The sequence below is a fragment of the Microbacterium saperdae genome (assembly GCF_006716345.1).
GTDB lineage: Bacteria > Actinomycetota > Actinomycetes > Actinomycetales > Microbacteriaceae > Microbacterium > Microbacterium saperdae.
Genome location: NZ_VFOX01000002.1, coordinates 14,655 through 39,388, shown reverse-complemented (window position 1 = coordinate 39,388; position 24,734 = coordinate 14,655). Strand labels below are relative to the sequence as shown.

Here is a 24,734-nt window from a genome sequence, read left to right as displayed (position 1 = left end):
CATGAAATCGATTTCAGCTACGCTTTCGGAAGGCCAGCGCGATCAAGGAGGACGCCATGCGATGCACTCTCGGAGTGGATGTCGGCACGTCGAGCACCAAGGGCGTGCTGGTCGCCGCCGACGGTGCGATCCTCGCCTCGGCCACCCGCGCGCACGACGTCTCCCGGCCCCGCACCGGCTGGGTCGAGATGGATGCCGCGATCTGGTGGGACGAGTTCGTCTCGATCGCCCGCGAACTGCTGAGCGTCCACCCCGACGCCGAGGTGGTCGCGGTCGGAGTGAGCGGGATGGGGCCGTGCGTGCTGCTCGCCGACGAGGACGACGAGCCGGTGCGCCCCGCGATCCTCTACGGCGTCGACACCCGCGCCGGCGCGCAGATCGAACGGATGACCGCTGAGCTCGGGACCGCCGAGATCACCCGTGTCGGCGGCTCGACCCTGACCTCGCAGGCCGGAGGCCCGAAGATCGCCTGGGTCGCCGACGAGGAGCCGGATTCCTGGGCCCGCGCGCGCCGGCTGTTCATGCCCGCATCGTGGCTCGCCCGCAAGCTCACCGGCGCCTACGTGCTCGACCACCAGTCGGCCAGCCAGGTCTCGCCGCTCTACGACATCGAGAACGAGCAGTGGCACGACCCGTTCTGGGAGCAGTACGCCGCGACCATCGCGCAGCCGTCGCTCGCCTGGGCCGGGGAGATCGCGGGTTCCGTCACCGACGACGCGGCAGCACGCACCGGCCTGGCCGCGGGCACCCCGGTGATCACCGGCACGATCGACGCCTGGACCGAGGCGGTCAGCGTCGGCGCGCACGAGGTCGGCGACCTCATGCTCATGTACGGCACGACCATGTTCATGGTCTTCACGAACAGCGTGGCGACCGGCGCGGAGACGCTGCGCACGCCGTCGATGTGGACCACGGCCGGCGCGTTCCCCGGCACGCGGAACCTCGCCGGTGGGCTCTCGACCTCCGGCGCGCTGACCGCCTGGCTCAAGGACCTGACGGATGCCGACTATCCGCAGCTGCTCGCCGAGGCCGAGGCAGCAGGCCCGGGCGCTCGCGGCCTGCTGATGCTGCCGTACTTCGCCGGAGAACGGACTCCGATCCAGGATCCCGACGCCCGCGGTGTCATCGCCGGCCTGACGCTCGAGCACGGCCGGGGCGACCTGTATCGCGCGGCGCTCGAGGCGACGGCGCTGGGCGTGCGCCACAACGTCGAGACCATGCGTGCCGCCGGTGCCGACATCCGCCGCATCGTCGCGGTCGGCGGGGGAACCCAGGGTCAGCTCTGGCTCCAGATCGTCTCCGACGTGACCGGCCTCGTCCAGGAGGTGCCGGCCACGACCATCGGCGCGAGCTACGGCGCCGCGTTCCTCGCGGCCACCGCGATCGCCGCAGACGGGGAAGCGCCGCTCATCACCGACTGGAACCCTGTCGCGCAGACGATCACCCCGGACGCCGCACTGCGCCCGACCTACGACACCCTGTTCGACCGGTACGTGCGCCTGTACGCGGCCACGGCGGACGTCGTGCACGAACTCGCCGCCGATCAGCGCGCTTCGACAGGCTCCGCGGCTCACACCCGCCCCACGACCTCATCCACCATTTCCACATCGGAGGAATCATGACCTACACCCTGCCCACACCGGCACCCCGTCCGGCATCCGCACCGAAGACCGCGTACCTGATCGCCTCAGGCGACCTGCGCGAGGCGGCCAACACCGGCGGCTGGCCCGTGCAGGTCGAGCTCGAGGCCGGTGTCACCGGGGTCTTCAACGATCTCGGCTGGACGGTCATCCGTGCCAACGACGTCGACCCCGAGACCGGACACGGCTTCATCTCGAGCCAGCGGATGGGCCTCGAGGTCTTCAAGAACATCCCCGTCGACGCCCCGCTCATCGTCGCCGAGGCCGTGTGGCAGTACTCGCACCACGTGCTCGCGGGTCTGCGCACGCACGAGGGTCCGATCCTCACGGTCGCGAACTTCGCGGGCGACTGGCCCGGACTCGTCGGGCTGCTCGGTCTGAACGCCGGACTCACGAAGATGGACAAGCCCTACGCATCCATCTGGTCGGTGGACTTCAGTGACGAGTGGTTCCGCAACGGCATCAAGGAGTGGACCGAGACCGGCGCCATCACGCACGACGCCTCGCATGTGCGCGCCCTGCCCGAACTGCCCGACAGCCCCGAGAAGCAGCTGGGTGAGGCGCTCGCCGCCGAGCTCCTCGCGGAGAAGGCCATCATCGGAGTCTTCGACGAGGGCTGCATGGGCATGTACAACGCGATCTTCGACGACGAGCTGCTCAACAAGACCGGCATCTACAAGGAGCGTCTGTCGCAGTCGGCGCTGTATGCCGAGATGCTGAACGTCGGCGAGGACGAGGCGGATGCCGCCTACGACTGGCTGATCGATGCGGGCATGACCTTCCAGTACGGCGAGGACGCCGCCACCGAGCTCACGCGCGAGCAGGTGCAGTGGCAGCTGAAGATGTACATCGCCGCTCTCCGCATCGCCGACGACTTCGGCCTCGACGCGGTCGGCATCCAGTACCAACAGGGTCTGAAGGATCTGGTGCCGGCATCCGACCTGGCCGAGGGCATCCTGAACTCCACCGAGCGCCCGCCCGTGACCTCGCGCGACGGCTCGCGCGTGCTGCACGAGGGGCGGGCCTTCCCGCACTTCAACGAGGCCGATGAGGGCGTCGCGGTCGACGCGCTCGTCACGGACCGCGTGTGGCGTGCCATGGGCCTGGTGCCCGACAACACGCTGCACGATGTGCGCTGGGGCGAGGACTTCGACGGACAGTTCGTGTGGGTCTACGAGATCTCGGGCTCTGTCCCGGCCTCGCACCTGGGCGGATGGCAGAACGCCGAGGGATGGCGTCAGGGCCACGTGTTCTTCCCGGCGGGTGGTGCCACGATCAACGGCGTCTCCAAGCCCGGTGAGCTCGTGCTCTCGCGTGTCTTCATCGCCGACGGCATCCTGCAGGCCGACATCTTCCGCGCCTCGGTCGTGGAGCTGCCCGCCGAGGAGACCCAGCGCCGGAAGGATGCGACGAACCCGGAGTGGCCGATCGCGCACGTGGTGCTGCACGGCATCTCGCGCGACCAGTTCATGGCCCGCCACAAGGCCAACCACGCGCAGACGGTCTACGCGCCCGACGCCGAGACCGCCGACAAGGCCCTGATCGCGAAGGCCGCGATGTTCGCCGGCATGGGCATCAAGGTCAACCTGGTGGGAGACGTCGCCGTCTGAGAGCTCGGCCACGCATCCCCGTCGGACCGGGGGAATCCGCTCGCTGCCTGCTCGCTACAGTGAGGGGATGCCCCCGGTGAAGCGCGTGACGATCACGGATATCGCGCGCCTGGCCGGCGTCTCACCCGGGGCGGTGTCGTTCGCCTTGAACGGCCGCCCCGGGGTGAGCGAGCAGACGCGCCAGCGCATCCTCGCGATCGCCGAGGAGCACGACTGGCTGCCCAGCTCGACCGCCCGAGCGCTCACCGGAGCCAGGGCGGGAGTCATCGGCTTCGCGGTGAACCGCCCCGCCCGCACGCTCGGAGCCGAGACGTTCTTCACGGATCTGATCGCCGGGGTGCAGTCCACTCTCGCGCCGCCGCGCATCGCCCTGCAGACCGTGCTCGTCTCCTCGGTCGAGGAGGAGGTGGCGACCTATCGCCGCTGGCGCCGTGCGCACCAGGTCGACGGCGTGATCGTGATCGACCCGCGTGAGGGCGATCCGCGTCTGTCGGCGCTGCGAGAGCTCGGGCTCCCGGCGGTCGTGATCGGCAGCGTCGCCTCGCGTGGACACGAACCGGCCACGCTCTGGATCGACGACCGCCAGGTCGCCCGCGACCTGTTCGACCATCTCGCGGGGCTCGGCCACCGGTCCATCGCGTACGTGGCGGGGCCGGAGGAGTTCCAGCACACCCGCCTGCGCGCTGTGGAGCTCACAGCGCTCGCGGATCACGGGGTCGCCGGTGCCGTCATCCCGACCGACTCCTCTCCGGCCGCGGCATCCGCCGCCCTTCACCGCCTGCTCGACGGCGCTGCACCCCCGACGGCCGTCGTGTTCGACAACGACGTGATGGCGATCGCCGGTCTGCGCACCGCTCAGGAGCGAGGTGTGCCGGTGCCGCAGGATCTGTCACTCGCGTCGTTCGACGACTCGGTCGTCGCGGCTCTCGTGCATCCGTCGATCACGAGCGCCACGCGCGACACCTTCGGGCTCGGAGCGGATGCCGCCGCTTTCCTGCTCGCGCAGATCGAGTCGTCCGAGGTGCTGCCCGACCGCGCCGCCGCAGTGCCGCAGCTCACGGTGCGCGACAGCACGGCGGCGCCCCGCCGGTCTAGCCCGCGCTAGACCGCTCGGTGTTCGACCACCGTGTTCTGCGAGGCGTAGTTCCAGGGCTCGACGGCGGGGCGCACGAGCTCGGTGATGCCGCGCGCGGCGAGCACGTCGGGGTTCGCGGCATCCCGTGACGTCACGAACGCCGGGTCGGCCCCGGCCTCGCACGCATCGACCCAGGCCTGGAAGATCGCGCCGCCCGGGCTCATCGCCCCGCGGCTGATCGGCGTCTCGGCCTCATCGACCTCGACCACGATGCCGAGCGGACGCGGGGGTGCCGGCTGACGCTCGCGCAGCTCGGGGATCAGCTCCGCGAAGCGGCGGCCGATCGGCTTCGCCTCGCCGTTCTGGTCGACCAGCCCGAGCGTGTACTCGAGCTCGGGGAAGTCGGCGAGGCTGCGGCTGACGTCGTGCGAGCACCACCACGTGACGCCCCACAGGTTGTCGGTGCGTGCGACCGAGCGCAGCGTGGCCTCGAGGAAGTCGGGCGTCTGCTCGGGCGTCAGACAGTTGGACGGGGCGCCGACCTCCTGCAGCCAGATGGGCTTGTCCGGGTCGGTGGAGAAGGCGCGGGCGAGCTCGATCATGTACTCGGCGTGGCGGTCGGAGGCGACCGAGCGGCCGCCGTAGCGCTGCGCGGTGCCGTTGAAGATCCAGGAGTGCACGGTGGTGACGTCGCCCAGGCGGGAGGCGAGCGCGGGCGTGAAGCCGTGGCCGTCCATGTACCAGGCCGCGTCGTACTCGCTGTGCACGTGCTGCTGGGCAGGAGCCGAGGCGTGCGCCGCGTCGAGCAGCGTCGTGATCCAGTTCGCGGCTTCGGCTTCGGTGACCGGCCAGGGGGAGGGGTGGGTCTGCGCCGAGAACTGGTTGGTCTCGTTGCCCAGCGTGAAGCCGAGGAAGTTGGAGGCATCGCCCAGGCGCTCGCCCAGACGGGTGACCAGCTCGGCCTGGCCGCTGAGCGCATCCGGGTGCGTGAACATGTTCTTGTCGTGCCAGGTGAACAGCCACGAGGGGATGAAGTCGAAGCTCGACAGGTGACCCTGGATCACATCGACGCTCGCATCGAGCCCGAACTCGGCGGCGACGTCGACCACGGCGCGCACGTCGTCGACGGCCTCCGCGCGGATCAGCGTGCGGTTCGGCTGCAGCACCGTCCACAGGGGGAAGATGCGCAGGTGGTCGAGGCCGAGCTCGGCGAGGGCACCGAAGTCACGACGGACCTCATCGAGGTCGAGCGACATCCAGGCATGCATCCACTGCGAGCGCGGGGTGTAGTTGGCGCCGAAGCGCAGAGGGGCGTCCATGCGGACACTATACCGATTTAGTTCGGGAGCGTCACGGTGTGCCGGATGCGGCCAGGAACGCCCGATAGTCGGCGAGCGAGACCTCGGCGTATGCGCGTGCCCAGTCGAGCAGCGCCTGCCCGACCACGCGTCCGCTGCCGATGTAGCCGGCCACTTCGGATGCCGTCACGGACTGGCTGTGCGCCCGCGCGATCGTCGCGGCGCACGCCTGCGCGTAGGTGACGAAGGGGCCGTCTTCGAGCTCCTCGACGTCGATGCTCCCCTTCATGTCGTGGAACTGCCGCACGTAGAAGTCCGCGTTCGGGCCGCGCAGGTGTCCCAGGAACGGATCCGAGAGAGCCTGCAGGATGCGCTGCATCGACGTGACGCGCGCGCCCTCGCCGGATGCGTCGATCACCTCCTGCAAGGCGGGTGGCTGCACGATCCGGCCGTACTCCTCGAGCACGCTGCGGGACGCCTGCTTCGGCTGCATCAACAGGGTGTTGCCCTCGCCGTCCTGGAACAGCACGAGGTAGCAGCGGGTGCCCACGCTGCCCACGCCGACGACGCGTCGGGCGATGTCGCTGACGGTGAAGTGCTCGAAGAGCAGGGCGATGTCGGCGCTGGCGGTGCCGCGGTACTGCGCGACGAGGTCGTGGACCAGGGCGTGCACCTCCGCGCCGACCGGGGTCGTGGTGGGCGCCTGGGGGACGAAGCGCCGCCGAGCCGTGGCATCCACCTCCGTGAGGCGCCGCACTGCGCGTTCGCCGGTGCGGCGCTCGGCCTGCTTGACGGCGCCGCGGATCACCTTCTGCGACGCCTTGTCGAGCAGGCCGCGGGCCGAGGCGACGCTGAAGTGCGTGAAGTACCGTGCGGTGGGGCTCAGCTCCGAGGCGCGCGCGATCCCGCGGGCGTAGGCGGCGACCGCCCCTCGCACCGCCTCATCGATCACGTCATCTGCGCGCCCCGACGCCTGACCCCCGACGACGATGCTGGCGACGAGTCGCTTGACGTCCCACTCCCAGGGTGCCCACGCGGCCTCGTCGAAGTCGTTGAGGTCGAACATCAGGCTGCGCTCGGCCGAGGCGTAGAACCCGAAGTTCGACACGTGCGCGTCTCCGCAGGAGGCGACCAGGATGCCGCTGTGCGGGGCGTCCGCGAGGTCCGCGGCCATCAGCGCCGCTGTTCCCCGGTAGAACGTGAAAGGACTCACCGCCATCCGTTCGGCCCGCAACGGGACCAGCTCGGGGATGCGATCGCGATTCTGCGCGGTGAGGATCCCGAGCGGATCACGCGTGCCGCCGGCCAGCTCGGCCAGGGCCCGGCGGGGCGTGCGTTTGCGGGCGGCGATGCCGCGGTCGAGGAGGTCGCGGTGCGAGGCCGGTGCGGCCCACTCGGAGTTCATGGGGTCATTGTGGCAGGTGCGCGGGTGCGGGACGATGTCGGGATGGCGGGCATCGACGACGTGCGGGAGATCGCCCTCGCGCTCCCCGGCGCGGTGGAGAGTGTGAGCGGGCACACCGGGGAGCCGGCGTGGCGGCTGAAGAACGGACAGTTCGCGTGGATGCGCGGTCCGAGCGCGACGGACGCGCGGCAGCTCACCGAGCTCGGACGCTCCTGGCCCGCTGGTCCCGTGCTGGCGGTGCGCGTGAGCGGCCTGGAGGAGAAGGAGGCGCTGCTCGCCGCCGAACCCGAGGCGCTGCTCACGATTCCGCACTTCGACGGCTACCCGGGGCTGCTCGTGCGGCTGGACGCCGTGGAGCGCGACCGCCTGGCCGAGATCATCGCCGATGCCTGGCTCGTGCGGGCCCCGGCGAAGGTCGCGCGGGAGTGGCTCGCGGAGCGCGGACTCGACTGAGGGTGCTGGCGGAGCCTGCCGGATCGTCAGGCCGCAGCGGTGAGGAACGGTCGGGCGGCGTCGAGGTAGGCGCGCGGCTCGTCGGTCCAGAGGCGCACACGGGTGACCTCGTGCGCACCGCCGCGTGGGGCGAGACCGGGGAGCCGGATCGTCACCGGCCGCTCCAGCTCGATCTCGATGTTCGTCTCGTCCTGCATCCGCTCGGCGTACTCCGTGCCCGTGATGCGCGGCGTCTTGGGCTCGTCCACGCGTCGGTCGATCGCGATCGAGGCGATGTCATCCCACGCCAGGGCCACATCGATCTCGAGCCCGCTGCGCACCCGGATGCCGTCAGGGCCGACCGTGTGCGGGCGCATGATCATGGCGCAGAGCAACCCCACCATCCAGGTCAGGCCCCAGATGCCGAGGATCAGGATCGGGATCCGCACCGCGGGCCACGGGTGCACGATCAGGTCGAGGATCGGGATCTCGACGGCGGACAGCGCGATGAAGACGATCAGGATCGTCAGCACGGGGCGGTGATATCCGAGGCCGGTACCGCCCTGCGGGATCGCCGGGCGGCGGGCGATCGCGCGACCGATGCTGGCGTAGCCCCTGACCTCGGAGGTCAGGGCGCGATGGAGCATGCTGCGCACTCGGGCGCTGCGCGACGCCGGCGCCGTGGGGTCGGGGCGGGTCTCGGTGCTCATGCCTCGGCGACCAGCTTCTCGAGGTGTGCGGCGATCGCGGCGACACCCCGCTCGACGGCCGCACGATCGGCGGGGGCGACGGCCTCGAGGAGCTCGGCATTGAGCTGGGTGTGGTCCGCCTGCATCCCGCGCATGGTCGCGGCGGCATCGTCGGTCAGCTCGACGAGAACCGCGCGGCGATCGGTGGGGTGCGGAGTGCGGCGGACATGTCCTGACTGCTCCAGCGCGTCCACGAGCCCGGTGATGTTGCGCGGAGTGACCTCGCACAGGGCCGACAGCGACTGCTGCGTCGAGGGACCGGCATGCTGCAGCACCCACAGCAGATGCACGCGGGCGGTGGTGAGTCCGGTGCCGTCGAAAGCGCGCGCCATGTCCTTCTGGAACAGCTCGCCGATCAGGAGCAGGCGGTCGAGAAGAAGAGGTTCCATATCCGTGATGCTACTACATAGTTACCTAACTTCACGATGTGGCGGACGAGACGGGCTGCTCAGCCGATGTGGAAGCTCCCGATCACGGTGACGCCGTCGCTGTCGTAGACGTCGACGTCCCAGCCGTTCGGATACTTCTCCGCACGCTCCTCCTGCCACGCCAGCGCCTCCGCGGGATTCGACGGCAGCTCCGTGTGATCCGGAGAGAACGCGTTCAGGTCGGTGTTCCTGGCGTACCCTTCCACCGATGAGCCGTCCGGAGCGACGCCCCCGACCGAGATGAGGTCGGGCGTGCCATCCGGTCCGCCCTCGACGCCGTAGGTCTCGCCGCGCGCGTTCACGGCCAGATGGGTCGGCACCTGCCGCAGGTACTGCATGGTCGCCGTCACCGCGCCGTCCGCGTCGACGTCGAAGAAGAACGTCGTCGTCGTGTCGTCCAGAGGGAAGTCGTACCAGGTGACCGCGCTCGCCCGGCCGACATCGGCGGCGTCGAACGAGGCGCTCGGATTGTTGCCGCCCGCATCGGTCCCCCACGACACCGAGGCGGCGGACACGGCCGTCAGGGTGACGCGCACATGGGTCGCGTCGCCTGGGCGATCCGCGAGCGAGAGTTCCGTCGGGGCATCGATCAGCAGGCTCTGCGTCTTCCCGATCAGCGAGATCACAGGGCTGCCCGGGGCGGTGCCCGGTGGGGCCGTGATCGCGGCACCGGTGCCGTCGTCGGTGGCGGCGGGGAGTTCCCGACCTGCTGCCGGCGTGTTCGGGGTGAACGTCCCGGAGGCCGCGAAAGCCGCGGTCGACACTCCTGCCCCCGCCAGGGCGCCGGCGACCACGAGCGCGATCGCCCACATCGGACGTCGTCGTGGCGCCCGCGCCCGCGCCGCGGTGTCGATGAGCTGGTTCCGGATCGCCGCCGAGCGCTCGCCGGAGAACGAGGCGAACGGCTCGGAGGAGGGAGGGAGGGTCATGAGGGGGTTCCTTCCGTGCGGGCGGGATCGAGCAGAGCCTGCGACAGTCGGGCGCGCAGGCGGGAGAGGCGCATCTTGGCGGCCGACTCGCTGATGCCGATCGCCGCCGCGGCCTCGCGGACGGTGAAGCCCTCGAGAGTGGTCAGCACGGCCAGGTGCCGGTCCTGCGCGCGCGAGGTCGACAGCACGGCCCGCACCTGGCGTGCGCGAGGACTGTCACGTTCGGCGATCAGCTCCGCCGGATCCGGCTCGGGCTCCGGGTGGGGCAGCCGGTCGAGGAAGCTCCGGTAGCGACGGCGTGCCCTGCTGGCGTTGCGATGCACGTTCTGAGCCGTGACCAGGAGCCAGGGGAGCAGCGAACCCTCGACGAAGCGCACAGCCGCGCGGCGGCGCCACAGCTCCAGGAACGCCGCCGCGGTGAGGTCCTCGGCGTCGGACGGAGAGTTGCCGGCAGCGATCAGGTGGCGGAAGACGCGGTCGCGGTGCCGGTCCCACACGGTGCCGAATGCGTGCGCATCGCCCGCGACGAGACGCTGCCACAGGGCCTGATCATCGAGCGCTTCCACACTTCATAATGTCCGCAGGCTGCGCGAAGGTCACACGCTCGGTGAATCGATCGGCTCAGGCGGGCGGGAGCCGCAGCACGTCGGGGGACTCGCCCCCGGTGAGGTCGTCCGCGATGCGGATGCTGCGTGCCAGTTCGTCGAGTGCGCCGATCACGGTGCCGAAGCGCTCGCGGTCGCTGCACACGGCGGTGACGGTCACCAGGTGCGTGCCCGTGTCCCAGGTGTAGGTCGCGAACGGCGGTGCCGACGGCGACTCCGGCACCGGCACGACCAGCTTCTCGCCGACGCCGAGGCGGTTGGGGAACGAGACGGTGTCGTCGTAGTCCATCGGCATCGATGCGCGGGCGATGCGCACGTCCGGGGTGAGCAGCTGCGCGGTCGCCATGGCGACGATGAGCTCCGGCTCCGCCTTCCAGGTCCACACCAGCACCCGGCCGTCGGCCTGGCGCATCATGAAGGGGGCAGCCTGGCTCATCGCCCAGGCGCCGAAGCGCGAGCCGGGGCGCTCTGTCGCGCCGAGAGCCGAGTTGGCCTGGCCCAGCAGCATCCGGATCGCCGCCTTGCGGTGGCGACGTCCTCGCCACCCGAGCGAATCCGTCACGGGAATCCACAGAGCGGGATCGGCGTCGGCAGTCAGTCGCATGACTCCACGCTAGAGGGTCAGCCTGGAGGATGCCGGTACGCCTGGGCCGCGCGTGCAGACCCCTCCGGTAGAGTGGCCACGCCCCGACCAGGGCTTTCCTTGGCCGCCGTACCGTAAGGCAGCATGTCTTCTTCCTCCTCCGATCCGAGTGCTCCCGAGACCGGGCAGCGACCGTTGCGCATCCTGATCGGCTGCGACACTTTCGCGCCCGACATCAACGGCGCCGCGCGCTTCGCCGAGCGCCTCGCCGCCGGGCTCGTGCAGCGCGGCCACGACGTGCACGTCGTGGCGCCCAACCAGGCCTACCGCCGCGCCCAGCCGCACACCGAGGTGATCGAGGGCGAGCCGATGACACTGCATCGTCTGCCGTCGGTGCGCTGGCCCCCGCACGACTGGCTGCGCTTCGTGTGGCCGTGGCGTACCAAGCACTACGCCCGCCAGATCCTGGATCAGGTCAAGCCGGATGTCGTGCACATCCAGTCCCACATCGTCATCGGCCGCGGCCTGGCGTACATCGCGCACGAACGCGGCATCCCGGTGATCGCGACGAACCATGTGATGGCCGAGAACATCCTCGACCACAGCACGTTCCCGAAGTTCGTCGACGACCGCATCCTGAAGTGGGCCTGGGGCGACGCCAAGCGCACCTTCGACCTCACCCGTGCGATCACGACCCCCACGCGCCGTGCGGCGGACTTCCTCGAGAGCTCCATCGACGTCTCCGGCGTCGTGCCGGTCAGCTGCGGCATCGACGCCTCGCAGTACACGCCGGTGCTCGGGTCGCGTGAGCAGAACCGCATCATCTTCGTCGGTCGGCTCACGGCCGAGAAGCAGGTCGAGGTCATCCTGCAGGCGATGACCAAGCTCGATCCCGCGCTCGGCGCGACCTTCGACATCGTCGGCGGGGGCGACCAGCGCAAGCAGCTCGAATCCCTCTCGATGAAGCTCGGACTCGCCGACCGTGTGACCTTCCACGGTCGCACGACCGATGAGGAACTCCGCGCCCTGCTGTCGCGCGCGAGCCTGTTCGTGATCGCCTCGATCGCCGAGCTGCAGTCGATCGCGACCATGGAGGCCATGGCCTCCGCGCTGCCGATCGTCGCGGCGGATGCCGTCGCCCTGCCGCACCTCGTGCACGACGGCGAGAACGGCTACCTGTTCCCTCCCGGTGACGCGGACGCGCTCGCCGCCCGATTGACGGATGTGCTGACTGCGGAGCCCGCCGAGTTCGAGCGGATGCAGCAGGCCTCTCTCGACGGGGTGGCGATCCACGACATCAACCGCACGCTCGACACCTTCGAGGCGCTGTACCGCGACGAGCCCCTGCCCGAGTGACGATGCACATCGTCTTCTTCGGCGATCAGCACCTCGACTCGCTCGGCGGGGCGCAGGTGTCGATGCGGCTGCAGCGGGAGTTCCTGGAGCGCGCCGGCCACACCGTGACCGTCGTGGCGCCGAGGATGCACGGGCCTCGCGCGGCGGCGCCGTCGACCCGACCGGCGGGGAACGTGGACCTGCCGTCGATGCCGATCACGACCGACCGCGAGTACTCGATGAGCTGGCCGGGACGGGCGACCGACCGCTTCCTCGACCGGGCCATGACGCACCGCCCGCCGGTCGACATCGTGCACGTGCAGGCGGACTTCTGGGGCGCCTACATCGGTCATCGCTACGCTGCGCGTCACGGCATCCCCGTGGTGCACACCATGCACAACCGCGTCGACGTCGGCATCGCCGCCGTCACCCCGCTGCACCGGCCGGTCCTCGCCGTGCTCAACCTCTGGCGGCGAGCGGCCCTGCGCGGCATCGGCGCTCCGGTGTCCGGCACAGACGGCTGGGCGTTCCTGCGCGGACTCGCGGCCGGTGCCTCGGCGGTCACCGCGCCCTCCACCCACTTCGCACGGAGGCTCGAGGAGCATGACGTGTTCACGCCGGTCGACGTCATCTGGAACGGCATCGACGACGAGGTGCGTGATGCCACGCTCGCGGCGGCGCCGGCCGAGCGCGAGCCCGGACGCCCCCGCTTCGTCTGGCTCGGGCGGATGAGCCCGGAGAAGCGGCTGCTCCCCTTCCTCGAGGCGTTCGTCGCCTCGGGAGCGGATGCCGAACTGGAGATCATCGGCGGTGGCGCGCAGCGCGCTGCGGCAGAGAAGATCGTCGCCGGTCGGCCGCACGTGCGGTTCTCCGGACGGCTCACGTATCCGCAGACGCTGGCGCGCATCGCGGCCGCCGACGCGCTCGTGCAGACCTCCATCGGCTTCGAGACGCAGGGGATGACGCCGTTCGAGGCGGCGACGCTCGGCACCCCCTCGGTCGTCTGCGACCCCGACATCGCGGCAGAGCTCGGCGGCGGGCTCTGGGCGGTGGCGGAGTCCTCGGCGGCGCCGGGCTCACGTGAGCAGGAAGCGCAGCGGATCGCGGCTCTCGCGCGCACGCTACGCGACGCGGCGGCCGACATCGCCGCCGGCGTGGCACCGACGCCGGTGCCCGCCGTGGTCGAGGGGTTCCGCCAGTCGTCGCGCACCGCGGCGATGGTCGAGGTCTACGACCGGGTGCTCGCCACCGCGCGCTGAGCGTCGTGCGTCAGGGGGGCGAACCCCGTCAGAAGAAGCGGTAGAGCGTCGACGAGGCCCACTCGATCATGAGTGTGATGAGGTAGGCCGCGGAGAGTCCGATCGCGATGCCTGCCCAGAGGTGCGGCCCCGGGCGACGGGCGGCGATCACTCCGAGCACGAGCGCCGTGATGTAGCCCAGGAGCGCGACTCCGGTGGAGCCCGCGGTGAAGACGGCGATCGTCCAATCGGCCCCGGGGTAGACGAGCGGGTAGAGCAGCGAGGTCAGCAATCGCATCCCCGCCGAGAGCACCGCCACGATGAGCGCGACGCGGCCGAGCGCGTTCCCCGTGCGTGGCGCCGGGACGGGTGTGGCGGCCGGGTGCTGTGCGGCGGCCGGGTACTGCGGTCCGGCCGGGTGCTGAGGTGCTGCCGGGTATTGCGGTGCTGCCGAGTACTGAGGTGCGGCCGGGTACTGAGGTGCGGCCGGGTACTGAGGTGTCGCCGGATGCTGTCCGGATGCCGGGTACTGAGGCTGCGCAGAGAGCGGGGAGGCAGCAGGCGGGGCGGGCGGAGTCGTGCTCTGCTGTGCGGACGGCGGAACAGGGGGCTGCTGCGGCTCGCTCATGACGTCGAGCGTAGTCCCGCTGCGGAGCAGGGTGAGGGGCGTCAGTTCTTCGCGCCGGTGAACGCGAGCGTGCCGCCGAGCCCGATCATCATCACGCCGCCCGTGCCGGACAGTGTCGACATACGCCGCGGTGAGCGCGCGAACCACGTGCGGGCCGTGCCGGCGGCGAGCGCCCACACGCTGTCGCACACCAGCGCAAGGGTCGGGAAGATCAGGCCGAGCAGCAGGAGTTGTGCCCAGACCGGGCCCGCGGACGGGGTGACGAACTGGGGGAGCACCGCGACGAAGAAGGCGATGGTCTTGGGATTCGTGACGCCCACGATGAAGCCCTCACGCAGGAGCTTCCCGGCAGAAGCGGGCACCTGTGCTGCTGCGGTCCGGTGATCGTGGCGGTGACGGATCGCCTGGACGCCGAGCCACACCAGGTAGGCCGCGCCGACGATCTTGATGACGGTGAAAGCGGCGACGGAGGAGGCGACGATGGCGCCGACGCCGAAAGCCACCGCCAGAACGGCGGGCAGTGTGCCCAGTGCGTTGCCGACGACGCTCAGCACTCCGGCGCGACGACCGAGCGCGAGGGAGCGGCCGATCACGAACAGCACGCTGGGCCCGGGGATGACGATGATCACGACAGAGGCGATGACGAAGGCGACCAGGCTGTCGAACGGGATCATGAGCCGACGTTACACCCGGCGATCCTGGTCCAAGACCCTGCTCCAGTCCGTGGGGGTGGCTCGATATCCGTCGCGGCGGAGTTCGACGAGGGTGGCGATGGCTGCCCAGACCGCGAGGGCGGCGAGTGCGATGAGGAGTATCATGGCAGAAACGCTACGATCGATGCCGATCGGCCACGAGTGGCAGAAATGACTGCTATCGTGTGAAAACTGCCAACCTCGGGAGCGCGTATGAAGACGGTCGCCTGCATCATCCAGGACGGGTTCGCCCCGTTCGAGTTCGGAGTGGCGTGCGAGGCCTTCGGGCTCGATCGATCGGATGACGGAGTGCCGAACTTCGACTTCCGCGTCGTGGCACCCAGGCCCGGCGTCGTCGAGTCCAAGATGGGCTTCTCGGTGAACGTGGAGCACGACCTCTCGTTCGCCGCCGAGGCCGATCTGGTGGTGTTCTGCCCGATACCGCGCGCGTACTGGGACCGGATCGACCCCCTGCTGCTCGACGTCGCCCGCGCCGCCGTCGCCCGTGGTGCGTGGGTCATGAGCGTCTGCAGCGGATCGTTCATCCTGGCCGCCGCGGGCGTGCTCGACGGGCGCCGGGCGACCACGCACTGGATGTACTCCGACGTCATGGCGCAGATGTACCCGCAGATCGACATCGACGCGGACGTCCTGTACGTGCAGGACGACAAGATCATCACGAGCGCCGGCACCGCCGCCGGCATCGACGCCTGCCTGCACCTGCTCCGCCAGGAGGTGGGCGCGGAGATCACCAACCGCATCGCTCGCCGCATGGTCGTGCCCCCGCAGCGCGACGGCGGTCAGGCGCAGTTCATCGACCGCCCCATCCCGGTGGTGCCGAGCGATTCGCTCGCGGCGGTGGCCGACTGGGCCGTCGCGCACCTGCGGGATGACCTCGGCGTCGATCAGCTCGCGGCCAGAGCGCTGATGTCGCCGCGCACCTTCGCCCGCCGCTTCAAGGCGGAGTACGGTGCGACCCCGGCGGCGTGGCTCGCGCGCCAGCGCATCATCCACGCCCAGCGGCTGCTGGAGCGCACCGATATGCCGCTCGAGCACATCGCCGACGAGTGCGGCTTCGGCTCTGCGGCCGTGCTGCGGCAGAACTTCGGCCGTGTGCTCGGCCTCACCCCGACGGCCTACCGCGCCCGCTTCTCCTGCGCCGAGGAGTCCGCGGCCTGACGGGGACCGGTCAGCGCGCGCGTCGTCGACCGCTCGACCAGGGTGCAGGGCAGCACGAGGTGCGCGCGCTCCTGCTCGGGTTCGTCGAGCAGGGCCAGCGTCATCTCGACCGCGCCACGCGCCATCTCGAGGATCGGCTGGCGCACGGTCGTGAGATCGAACGCTTCCCACGAAGACATCGCCACGTCGTCGAAGCCCAGGATCGACACCTCCTCCGGCACCCCGACGCCGAGTGCCTTCGCGGCGTTCATCGCGCCGAACGCGACGAGGTCGTTGTGGCAGAACAGGGCGGTGGGCGGATTGGCGCGCTGCAGCAGGCGGGTGGTCGCCTCGAAGGCGCGGGTGTAGTCGAGGTCCGCGACCTCGAGCAGATCGTCGTCGAAGGCGACATCCGCTGCGGCCAGTTCCTGCAGGAAGCCGTCGTGGCGGTCGCGCACGGAGGCTGCGCCCAACGGCCCCGCGATCACCCCGATGCGCCGGTGTCCGAGCGAGACCAGGTGGCGTCCGGCGATCCGGCCGCCCTCCAGGTTGTCCGGCGAGATCGTCGCCGTCTCCGGGGCGGTACCCGGACCCATCGTGACGGAAGGCACGCCGAGCGAGACGATGCGGCCCTCGTCATCCGCCGGCAGCAGGGTGGTCGTCAGGATCACGGCGTCGACGTTGGTCTCCCACAGCGTCCTGGCCAGGTCCTCCGTGGTGTCGGCGCGTCCGCTGAGGATGAGTGCGCGGTAGCCGGCCCTCGTGAGCTCATCGCTGATCGTGTGCAGCAGCTCCGCGTAGTAGCTGTTGCGCGGGTCGCCGAGCACGACGCCGATCGTGTGCGTGCGGCTGGTGACCAGGCTGCGCGCACTGAGGTTCGGTCGGTATCCGAGCTGTTGGATGGCGTTCTCGACCTTGGTCCTGACGCGCTCCGACACCCCCTCGTGGCCGTTGACGATGCGAGACACGGTGGTCTGCGACACGCCTGCTGCCTTGGCGACGTCGATGCTCGTCACTCCCCGCGATCTGGGCGGCATGGTCTCCCTCTTCCGTCCGGAACTCCCATCGTAGACGGACGGGAACCGCGGATGACTACGCAGTCGCGGCGGAGGCGACCGAGCGGATCCCCGGGGCGATCAGGCGTTCCAGTGCGCGGGCGAGGGGAGCGCGCGATCGTGCACTTCGACGCCCTCTCCCGTGACCGACGCCACGCAGTACAGCAGCGACTGCGTGGGGTAGCCGTGCGGGCGGTTGTCGCGGATGATCGCCCTGTCGTCTTCGGGGGAGAGGGCGGCGGCCTCGGCCAGCAGCGCGATCCACTCCTCCGCCCACTCGGCACTCGCCGCGGCGGGACCGAGCGCCCGGAAGCGCGGCAGCCAGGCGTGGATGCGCGGCGTCGCGTCATCGTCCAGATCGTCGTGCGCGATCATGTGGGTTCCGGCGTCGACCGGCGTCTCGCGCAGCGTCGCGCCATCCCACGAGAGCACCCGTGCGCCCTCGGGCCGCACCTCGAGCAGGTTGAACCCGTGCATCGGGAGCGGGCCTTCCGGCGAGCGGCCTGCGACGGACTCGAGCGCGAGGGAGCCGCGGGAGACCGCGCGGTCATCCGTCAGGTCTCCCACATCGGCGCGGTTGAGCAGCACGGCCAGTCGGCGCTCGGCGGCGTTCACGGCGAGCCAGGCGCCGCCCGCGCGACGGTCGCGGATGCCGCTGACGCCGGGATACTGCTCCGGCCACCACGGGCCGAGTCCGTCCCACTCGCGCTGCGGATCCTCGTCGCGCACCGCGAGCAGTCGTGCGGATCCGGCATCCTCGACATCGATCACGACTGTGCACACGGTTTCAGTCTAGGAGCGCTCGCAGGTGACGGCCCCGGGGGTCACCTCGCTGCGGCAGAATCGAAACGTGAACATCGTCGTCGGAGTCACCGGTGGCATCGCCGCCTACAAGTCCGTGCACCTGGTGCGCCTGCTCACGAAGGCCGGTCATGACGTGACCGTGGTGCCGACGGAAGACGCGCTGCGCTTCGTCGGACTGCCCACGTGGGAGGCGATCAGCAGGCATCCGGTCACCACGAGCGTGCACGACGATGTCGCCAAGGTGCGTCACGTCGCGATCGGGCAGGCGGCGGAACTGGTGATCGTGGCTCCGGCGACCGCGAACACGATCGCGTCGATGACCGCGGGACTCGCGAGCGATCTGCTCGGCACGACACTGCTGGCCACGCTCGCCCCCGTCGTCATCGCCCCCGCCATGCACACCGAGATGTGGCGGCATCCGGCCACGCAGGCGAACATCGCGACCCTCCGTGCGCGGGGCGTGCACGTCGTCGGCCCCGACGAGGGGGAGCTCGCCGGCGGTGACACCGGTCCAGGACGGATGTCGGAGCCCGAGGAGATCGTCGCCGCGGCCTTGGCGGTGGCGGCCCTGCAGGATCTCGCCGGCCTCCGCGTGGCCATCTCCGCCGGCGGCACTCGGGAGCCGATCGATCCGGTGCGCTTCCTCGGCAATCGCTCCAGCGGACGGCAGGGGGTCGCGCTCGCCGCCGAGGCGGCAGCCCGCGGGGCGGAGGTCGTGCTCGTCGCCGCGCACATCGATCCCGCCGTCCGCGCCGCCGCCACCCACCCCTCGATCCGTGTGCTCGACGTCGGCACCGCCGCGGAGCTCTCGACCGCGATGAAGGATGCCGCAGCCACCGCCGATGTCGTGATCATGGCGGCGGCCGTCGCGGACTACCGACCGGCGGTGGCCTCTGACCACAAGCTCACGAAGGAGGAGGGTGTGCTCACGCGCATCGACCTCGTCGAGAACGAGGACGTCGTCGCTGCGCTCGCCGTAACCCGAGCTGACGGGCACGCGCCGGATGGGCAGACCATCGTCGCGTTCGCAGCGGAGACCCTGCGTGACGCCGAGCAGCGCCGGGAGCGCGCGCGGCGCAAGCGTGAGCGCAAGGGTGTCGACCTGCTCGCGGTGAACCTCGCCGATGCCGAGCACGGCTTCGAGCGGGCGGAGAACGCGGTCGAGGTCATCGGTGTCGACGGCGCGGTGGTGGCGACGTCATCCGGAACAAAACGCCAGGTCGCGGGCGCGATCTGGAATTCGGTGCTGGCCGCGCGCTGATCCGGAGGGCATTGCCGGAGTGGCGGCCTCCTGCTAAACTTGAGTCAACACAACTCAACTTTTACCGTCCGGCCTGCAGGTCCGGACGGATCGGCCAGAAGGAGTCTCCTCAGGAGGGACAGATGACGAACCCGCAGAACAGTTCGCAGAACCAAGATCAGCAGTCCGCCCTCGAGCAGTTCGGTATCAACCTCACCGACCGTGCACGCCAGGGCAAGCTCGACCCCGTGATCGGGCGTGACAGCGAGATCCGTCGCGTCAGCCAGGTGCTCACCCGTCGCACCAAGAACAACCCGGTGCTGATCGGCGAGCCCGGTGTCGGCAAGACGGCGGTCGTCGAGGGCCTCGCCCAGCGCATCGTGGCGGGCGACGTGGCCGAGTCCCTCAAGGACAAGGAGCTGATCACCCTCGACATCTCGGCGCTCGTCGCCGGTGCGATGTACCGCGGACAGTTCGAGGAGCGGCTGAAGCAGGTTCTCAAGGAGATCACCGAGTCCGAGGGGCAGGTCATCACCTTCATCGACGAGCTCCACGTGCTGATGGGCGCCGGTGGAGGCGAGGGATCGGTCGCGGCATCCAACATGCTCAAGCCGATGCTGGCCCGCGGCGAGCTGCGCCTGATCGGCGCGACCACGCTCAACGAGTATCGCGAGTTCATCGAGAAGGATGCCGCCCTCGAGCGCCGCTTCCAGCAGGTGTACGTGGGGGAGCCGACGGTCGAGGACACGATCGCGATCCTGCGCGGGCTCAAGGAGCGCTACGAAGCGCACCACAAGGTCGCCATCTCGGACGGTGCTCTGGTGGCGGCGGCGTCGCTGTCGAACCGCTATCTGCCCGCGCGGCAGCTGCCCGACAAGGCCATCGACCTGATCGACGAGGCCGCGTCGCGGCTGCGCATGGAGATCGACTCCGCGCCGGTCGAGATCGACGAGCTGCGGCGACACGTCGACCGTCTCAAGCTCGAGGAGCTCGCGCTCAAGAAGGAGAAGGACGCGGCCTCCAAGGAGCGTCTCGCCGCCCTCCGCGCCGATCTCGCGACCGAAGAGGCCAAGCTCGGTGAGCTGCAGGCCCGCTGGGAGCGCGAGCGGGCATCGCTGAACCGTGTCGGTGACCTGAAGACGCGTCTCGACGCCGCACGCAGCGACGCCGAGCGGGCGCAGCGCGAGGGCAACCTCGAGCGCGCGTCGCGGCTGCTGTACGCCGACATCCCGGCGCTCGAGCGGGAGCTGATCGAGGCAGAACGGTCGGAGCAGTCCGAACCGGACGAAGGCCGCATGGTCAACGAACAGGTCACGGACGAGGACATCGCCGGCGTCATCGCGGCGTGGACCGGCATCCCCGTCGGCCGTCTGCTGCAGGGCGAGTCCGAGAAGCTGCTGCACCTCGAATCCGAGCTGGGCAAGCGGCTCATCGGACAGAAGGATGCCGTCAAGGCGGTGTCGGATGCGGTGCGCCGCTCCCGCGCGGGCATCAGCGACCCCGGTCGCCCGACGGGTTCGTTCCTGTTCCTGGGACCGACCGGCGTGGGCAAGACCGAGCTGGCCAAGGCGCTGGCGGAGTTCCTCTTCGACGACGAGCATGCCATGGTGCGCATCGACATGTCGGAGTACGGCGAGAAGCACTCGGTCTCACGGCTCGTCGGTGCTCCTCCGGGCTACGTCGGCTACGAGCAGGGCGGTCAGCTGACCGAGGCCGTGCGGCGTCGCCCGTACAGCGTGATCCTGCTCGACGAGGTCGAGAAGGCGCACCCCGAGGTGTTCGACGTGCTGCTGCAGGTGCTCGACGACGGTCGGCTCACCGATGGGCAGGGGCGCACGGTCGACTTCTCGAACGTGATCCTGATCCTGACGTCGAACCTCGGCTCGCCGATCCTGATCGACCCGGTGCTCGCGCCGGATGAGAAGCGCGATCAGGTCATGGCCCTCGTGCGCCAGGCGTTCCGCCCGGAGTTCCTGAACCGTCTCGACGACATCGTGATGTTCCAGGCGCTCAGCGAAGACGACCTCGCACAGATCGTCGAGCTGTCGGTCGATCAGCTGCACACGCGGCTGCGCGACCGCCGGCTCACCCTCGCGGTCACCCCTGACGCGCGGTCGTGGCTCGCAGAGCGCGGATACGACCCGATGTTCGGTGCGCGTCCGCTGCGGCGACTGATCCAGTCCGAAGTGCAGAACAAGCTGGCCACCGCGCTGCTGTCGGGCGGGGTGCGCGATGGCGACACCGTGCGGGTCGACATGGCCGCAGACGGCTCCGGCCTGGTGCTCACCAGCGCCACCCCGGAGCCGGATCTCGACGACGACGTGATCGAGGCTGAACTGCTCGACGACTGATCGTCCGGCAGTACACACAGGAAGAGCGCCGCTCCGGGGGAACCCGGGCGGCGCTCTTCTTCTCTATGGGCTCAGCGCAACGGCTTCTGCCGGATGCCCCCGAGCGCGTCCTCGGCCAGTTCACGTCCGATCAGCGAGTGGCTGCGCGAATACGTGAAGTAGATGACGAGTCCGAGGGCCAGCCAGATCGCGAATCGCAGCCAGGTCTCGGTGCTCAGGTTCAGCATGAGCCAGAAGCAGGCGATCGCCGAGATCCACGGCAGCCACGGCGAGAGTGGCACCGTGAACGGACGCTCCAGGTCGGGGCGGCTCTTGCGCAGGATCGGCACGCCGATGCTGACGAGCACGAACGCCGAGAGGGTGCCGATGTTGATCATGTCGCCCAGCACCTGCACGTCGGTGAAGCCGGCGATGATCGCGATCAGCACGCCGACGATCAGCTGGATGCGGATCGGCGTGCCGCGCTTGGCGTCGGTGACGCTGAGCGCGCGCGGCAGCAGGCCGTCGCGGCTCATGGCGAACACCACGCGGGCCAGGCCCATCAGCAGCACCATGACGACGGTCGTGAGCCCGACCAGGCTGCCGATCGCGATGACCTGCGCCGCCCAGGTCGCTCCGACGAGTTCGAAAGCGCTCGCCAGCGAGGGTTCATCGAGCTTCGCGAGTTCGGTGTACGAGACCATGCCCGTGATCACGATCGCGACCAGCACGTACAGGACCGTCACGATGATGAGGCCGAGGATGATGCCGCGCGGCACGGTGCGCTTGGGGTCCTTGGTCTCCTCGGCGCTGGTGGCCACCACGTCGAAGCCGATGAACGCGAAGAACACGAGGGCGGCGCCGCTGAGGATGCCGAAGACGCCGTAGATCGAGGGCTCGGAGCCGGTCATGAGCGAGAACAGCGACTGGGTCCAGGCGCTCTCGGACGCGGCGCCGGGTTCGGCCGGAGGGACGAACGGCGTGTAGTTGGCCCCGTTGATGAAGAACAGCCCGACCACGATCACGAACAGCACGATCGCGACCTTGATGACGGTGAAGACGCTGTTGACCCGGCTCGACAGGCGCGTGCCGAGGGCGAGCAGCACGGTGAAGATCGCGACGATGACGACGGGGCCCCAGTCGAAGGAGAGGGGCCCGATCGGGATCGTCATGGGGATCTCGAGGTTGAACAGCGAGACCGCATCGCCCAGGTAGACGCCCCAGTACTTCGCGATCACGGCGGAGGCCATGAGCATCTCGAGGATCAGGTCCCAGCCGATGATCCAGGCCAGGAACTCCCCGAGCGTCGAGTACGTGAAGGTGTAGGCCGAGCCGGCGACGGGGATCGAGGAGGCGAACTCGGCGTAGCAGAGGATCGCGAGGCCGCAGACGGAGGCGGCGATGATGAACGAGATGATCACCGCGGGGCCGGCGTGGCGGGCGGATGCCTCGGCGCCGACCGAGAAGATGCCGGCGCCGACGGCGACGGCGACGCCCATGACGGCGAGGTCCCAGACGCCGAGCGACCGTTTCAGCGAGCGTTTCTCATCGTGCGTCTCGGCCATGGACCGTTCGACGGACTTGATCCTGCGCTGAATCGCCATGCGGTCGATTGTAGGTCGGGGGTGCCCCGCCGCACCCCTCCCAAAAGAAAGCTCCCGTCTCCCTTCTCGTCGCTCCCGCGGTGGCGAGCGACGAGAAGGGAGACGGGAGCGAGCTGTGCTCGCGGGGCTCAGGCGCTGAGGATGACCGTCTCGGCGATCGGGCGACGCACGCGCGGGGCGACCTCGCGCTCCTGCAGCACCTCGGGCAGGGAGTCGACGTCGCCGAACTCGCCGACGGCGAAGACGGTGGCGGGCACGAAGCGCTCCTCGAGGTCGGCGAACTCGCGCACGACCTCCGGGTCGAAGCCGCTCATCTGGTGCACGAGGAGACCGTCGTGGTGCGCCTGCACCGAGAAGTGGGCGACGGCCTGGCCGAGGTCGTAGAAGGCGTGGGTGATCGGGGTGCCGTCCGCGGTCGCGGTCTCGGCGATCGCGACGACCAGCACGGCGGCGTTCCCTGCCCAGGCCTGGTTGAAGCCCATGAGCGCGTCGACGACCTGCGCGTGCAGCGCGGTTCCACGGCGGGCGACGATGAAGCGCCACGGCTGCGAGTTGTTGGCGGACGGGCTCCAGCGGGCGGCCTCGAGGGCGGTGGCGAGCTTGGCCTCGTCGATCGAGTTCTGCGCGTCGAAGGCGCGGGGGCTCCAGCGTCCGGCGAGGACGTCGAGGACGGGGTGCTCGGTCGGGGCGGTGCGGTCGATCACGGGAGTGCTCACGGAAGTGCCTTTCAGAAGGAGTGGATCGGACTCCTTCGTCCGGCTACACGGGACACAACGGATGCATGTGCATGCATATTCCCGATGAGTTCCAGGATGACGGACGAGGACGCTGCGACTCAGTCGAGCAGGTTGTGCGAGGCAGCGGATGCGAGGGCGCGGCGCACGGCGCGGATCGATGGCGCCGCGGCCGACACGCGTCGCGCGGAGGAGAAGATCTCGCGCCGCGGCTGCTCCGGCAGTGCGGTGAGCGCGACGGTCGGGGTCTCGCCTGCCCAGACCAGTTCCGGCAGGAGCCCGGTGGCGAGCCCGGCGCGGATGAGTCGCACGTGCGCGGTGAGGTCGGCGACCTCGAAGCGCACATCCGGTTCGAACCCGGCGGTGCGGCACAGCTGCTCCGCCCACGCCCTCGATGCGGTGCCTGCGGGCTCGAGCACCCAGGGCTGTTCCCGTGTCGACCAGAGCGCGGCGACGGCATCCGCCGTGTCGGGGGTGCCGGGGCGGCGCGCGAGCGTGATCGCGTCATGGGCGAGCGCGACCCGGTCCAGGTCGGCGTGGATCGGGCGGGTGACGCCGGGGTACTGCTCGGCGAGGATCAGGTCGAAGTCGCGGCTGGAGACACCGACGAGCCCGGTCTCGGGGTCGCACTCGGTCACCTCGACGCGCAGGGCGGGGTGGTCGTCCCTGAGGGATGCGAGCGCCCGGGGGAGCAGCGAGTGCGCGGCCGACTGGAACACCGCGATGCGCACGGTGCCGGTCACCTCGGTCAGCGACTCCGCCACCGCCACCTGGGCGTGCTCGAGCTGATCGAGGATGCCGATCGCCTCCGCGACCAGCACGTTCCCCTGCGGGGTGAACTGCACCCCCCTGCCCACGCGGCGCAGGAGCGGCACGCCGACGTCCCGCTCCAGCGCGCTCAGCTGCTGTGAGACCGAGGCCTTGCTGTACGACAGGGCGTCGGCCACGGCCGAGAGCGTGCCGCGGCGGCTGAGCTCCACGAGCATCCGTAGGCGATTGACGTCGAGCACGAGGGATCCTCCTGGCGGGCGGCGAAGTTCGTTCAGTCTGAGTGAACAGAATCCACTCGAATCGGTTGATAGACGGAGCCTACCGTCGGGGATGACAATGATCCAGCCGCACACGATCCCGAGGTGTGCGCTCCCGACCTGGAGGTTTCCCC

24 protein-coding genes are annotated in these 24,734 nt (G+C 70.1%); 9 read left to right on the top strand and 15 right to left on the bottom strand.

The features are described 5' to 3' along the window. Positions 1-56: 56 nt before the first annotated feature. From FB560_RS14760 to FB560_RS14750, 3 genes are all read left to right on the top strand, one after another. On the top strand, positions 57-1,622 hold the full coding sequence (locus FB560_RS14760) for an FGGY-family carbohydrate kinase (protein WP_141873292.1): 1,566 nt from the start codon (positions 57-59) through the stop codon (positions 1,620-1,622). Beyond that, positions 1,619-3,250, top strand: coding sequence for a fucose isomerase (locus FB560_RS14755; protein WP_170198168.1), 1,632 nt, complete (start codon positions 1,619-1,621; stop codon positions 3,248-3,250). The genes FB560_RS14760 and FB560_RS14755 overlap by 4 nt, the downstream gene beginning before the upstream one ends. A 67-nt stretch (positions 3,251-3,317) precedes the next feature. Next, positions 3,318-4,355: a LacI family DNA-binding transcriptional regulator gene (locus FB560_RS14750; RefSeq protein ID WP_141873291.1), complete on the top strand. Its 1,038-nt coding sequence runs from the start codon at positions 3,318-3,320 to the stop codon at positions 4,353-4,355. On the opposite strand, the gene FB560_RS14745 is transcribed toward FB560_RS14750, so the two are convergent. Together FB560_RS14745 and FB560_RS14740 are read right to left on the bottom strand one after the other, a co-directional pair. After that, entirely contained in the window at positions 4,352-5,644 is a 1,293-nt protein-coding gene (locus FB560_RS14745; RefSeq protein WP_141873290.1) for a glycoside hydrolase 5 family protein, read from the bottom strand. The genes FB560_RS14750 and FB560_RS14745 overlap by 4 nt on opposite strands. Positions 5,645-5,675: 31 nt before the next feature. Next, positions 5,676-7,028, bottom strand: a complete 1,353-nt coding sequence (locus FB560_RS14740) for a DUF2252 domain-containing protein (protein ID WP_141873289.1) — start codon at positions 7,026-7,028, stop codon at positions 5,676-5,678. A 42-nt stretch (positions 7,029-7,070) separates the two neighbouring features. On the opposite strand from FB560_RS14740, the gene FB560_RS14735 reads away from it, so the two are divergent. Beyond that, positions 7,071-7,481, top strand: a complete 411-nt coding sequence (locus FB560_RS14735) for an MmcQ/YjbR family DNA-binding protein (RefSeq protein ID WP_170198167.1) — start codon at positions 7,071-7,073, stop codon at positions 7,479-7,481. 26 nt (positions 7,482-7,507) lie between these two features. Here FB560_RS14735 and FB560_RS14730 read toward each other — a convergent pair whose 3' ends face one another. The 5 genes from FB560_RS14730 to FB560_RS14710 are packed head-to-tail and all read right to left on the bottom strand — an operon-like array spanning position 7,508 to position 10,775. Next, on the bottom strand, positions 7,508-8,170 hold the full coding sequence (locus FB560_RS14730) for a hypothetical protein (RefSeq protein WP_141873287.1): 663 nt from the start codon (positions 8,168-8,170) through the stop codon (positions 7,508-7,510). Next, positions 8,167-8,598 (bottom strand): MarR family winged helix-turn-helix transcriptional regulator, encoded by a 432-nt coding sequence (locus tag FB560_RS14725; RefSeq protein ID WP_141873286.1) that lies wholly within the window; start codon positions 8,596-8,598, stop codon positions 8,167-8,169. The genes FB560_RS14730 and FB560_RS14725 overlap by 4 nt, the downstream gene beginning before the upstream one ends. A 59-nt stretch (positions 8,599-8,657) precedes the next feature. After that, entirely contained in the window at positions 8,658-9,566 is a 909-nt protein-coding gene (locus tag FB560_RS14720) for a hypothetical protein (RefSeq protein ID WP_141873285.1), read from the bottom strand. Next, complete coding sequence (locus FB560_RS14715; RefSeq protein WP_211349994.1) at positions 9,563-10,132, bottom strand: RNA polymerase sigma factor; 570 nt, start codon at positions 10,130-10,132, stop codon at positions 9,563-9,565. Before FB560_RS14715 ends, FB560_RS14720 begins: the two co-directional genes overlap by 4 nt. Before the next feature lie 55 nt (positions 10,133-10,187). Continuing rightward, entirely contained in the window at positions 10,188-10,775 is a 588-nt protein-coding gene (locus tag FB560_RS14710) for a hypothetical protein (protein ID WP_141873284.1), read from the bottom strand. Between the two features lie 123 nt (positions 10,776-10,898). Here FB560_RS14710 and FB560_RS14705 point away from each other — a divergent pair, with 123 nt between their 5' ends. Together FB560_RS14705 and FB560_RS14700 are read left to right on the top strand one after the other, a co-directional pair. Beyond that, positions 10,899-12,110, top strand: coding sequence for a glycosyltransferase (locus FB560_RS14705; RefSeq protein ID WP_141873283.1), 1,212 nt, complete (start codon positions 10,899-10,901; stop codon positions 12,108-12,110). Positions 12,111-12,112: 2 nt separating this feature from the next. Next, complete coding sequence (locus tag FB560_RS14700) at positions 12,113-13,348, top strand: glycosyltransferase (RefSeq protein WP_141874559.1); 1,236 nt, start codon at positions 12,113-12,115, stop codon at positions 13,346-13,348. Between the two features lie 28 nt (positions 13,349-13,376). On the opposite strand, the gene FB560_RS14695 is transcribed toward FB560_RS14700, so the two are convergent. The 3 genes from FB560_RS14695 to FB560_RS21060 are packed head-to-tail and all read right to left on the bottom strand — an operon-like array spanning position 13,377 to position 14,773. Continuing rightward, a complete protein-coding gene (locus FB560_RS14695) occupies positions 13,377-13,955 on the bottom strand; it encodes a hypothetical protein (protein ID WP_141873282.1) in 579 nt (192 codons plus the stop codon). Positions 13,956-13,996: 41 nt separating this feature from the next. Continuing rightward, the gene (locus FB560_RS14690; protein ID WP_141873281.1) at positions 13,997-14,629 is read right to left on the bottom strand and encodes a LysE family translocator; all 633 of its coding nucleotides are present in this window, start codon (positions 14,627-14,629) and stop codon (positions 13,997-13,999) included. Positions 14,630-14,638: 9 nt separating this feature from the next. Continuing rightward, on the bottom strand, positions 14,639-14,773 hold the full coding sequence (locus tag FB560_RS21060) for a hypothetical protein (protein WP_267901914.1): 135 nt from the start codon (positions 14,771-14,773) through the stop codon (positions 14,639-14,641). 87 nt (positions 14,774-14,860) lie between these two features. Here FB560_RS21060 and FB560_RS14685 point away from each other — a divergent pair, with 87 nt between their 5' ends. Next, positions 14,861-15,826 (top strand): GlxA family transcriptional regulator, encoded by a 966-nt coding sequence (locus FB560_RS14685; protein WP_141873280.1) that lies wholly within the window; start codon positions 14,861-14,863, stop codon positions 15,824-15,826. On the opposite strand, the gene FB560_RS14680 is transcribed toward FB560_RS14685, so the two are convergent. Further along, positions 15,784-16,842: a LacI family DNA-binding transcriptional regulator gene (locus tag FB560_RS14680; RefSeq protein ID WP_141873279.1), complete on the bottom strand. Its 1,059-nt coding sequence runs from the start codon at positions 16,840-16,842 to the stop codon at positions 15,784-15,786. The two genes, FB560_RS14685 and FB560_RS14680, sit on opposite strands and share 43 nt — an antisense overlap. A gap of 99 nt (positions 16,843-16,941) precedes the next feature. After that, positions 16,942-17,643, bottom strand: coding sequence for an NRDE family protein (locus tag FB560_RS14675; protein WP_141873278.1), 702 nt, complete (start codon positions 17,641-17,643; stop codon positions 16,942-16,944). Between the two features lie 67 nt (positions 17,644-17,710). Between FB560_RS14675 and coaBC the strand changes: the two genes are divergently transcribed. Together coaBC and FB560_RS14665 are read left to right on the top strand one after the other, a co-directional pair. Continuing rightward, complete coding sequence (gene coaBC / locus FB560_RS14670; RefSeq protein WP_141873277.1) at positions 17,711-18,925, top strand: bifunctional phosphopantothenoylcysteine decarboxylase/phosphopantothenate--cysteine ligase CoaBC; 1,215 nt, start codon at positions 17,711-17,713, stop codon at positions 18,923-18,925. A 122-nt stretch (positions 18,926-19,047) separates the two neighbouring features. Continuing rightward, positions 19,048-21,255 (top strand): ATP-dependent Clp protease ATP-binding subunit, encoded by a 2,208-nt coding sequence (locus FB560_RS14665; protein WP_141873276.1) that lies wholly within the window; start codon positions 19,048-19,050, stop codon positions 21,253-21,255. A 71-nt stretch (positions 21,256-21,326) separates the two neighbouring features. Here FB560_RS14665 and FB560_RS14660 read toward each other — a convergent pair whose 3' ends face one another. The 3 genes from FB560_RS14660 to FB560_RS14650 all read right to left on the bottom strand — a co-directional run bounded on the left by FB560_RS14660 (position 21,327) and on the right by FB560_RS14650 (position 24,582). Continuing rightward, the gene (locus FB560_RS14660) at positions 21,327-22,838 is read right to left on the bottom strand and encodes an APC family permease (RefSeq protein ID WP_141873275.1); all 1,512 of its coding nucleotides are present in this window, start codon (positions 22,836-22,838) and stop codon (positions 21,327-21,329) included. A gap of 128 nt (positions 22,839-22,966) precedes the next feature. Then, positions 22,967-23,554 carry a nitroreductase family protein gene (locus FB560_RS14655; RefSeq protein ID WP_141873274.1) on the bottom strand — a complete coding sequence of 196 codons (588 nt, stop codon included), beginning with the start codon at positions 23,552-23,554 and terminating at the stop codon, positions 22,967-22,969. A 119-nt stretch (positions 23,555-23,673) separates the two neighbouring features. Then, positions 23,674-24,582: a LysR substrate-binding domain-containing protein gene (locus FB560_RS14650; RefSeq protein ID WP_141873273.1), complete on the bottom strand. Its 909-nt coding sequence runs from the start codon at positions 24,580-24,582 to the stop codon at positions 23,674-23,676. Between the last annotated feature and the right edge of the window lie 152 nt (positions 24,583-24,734).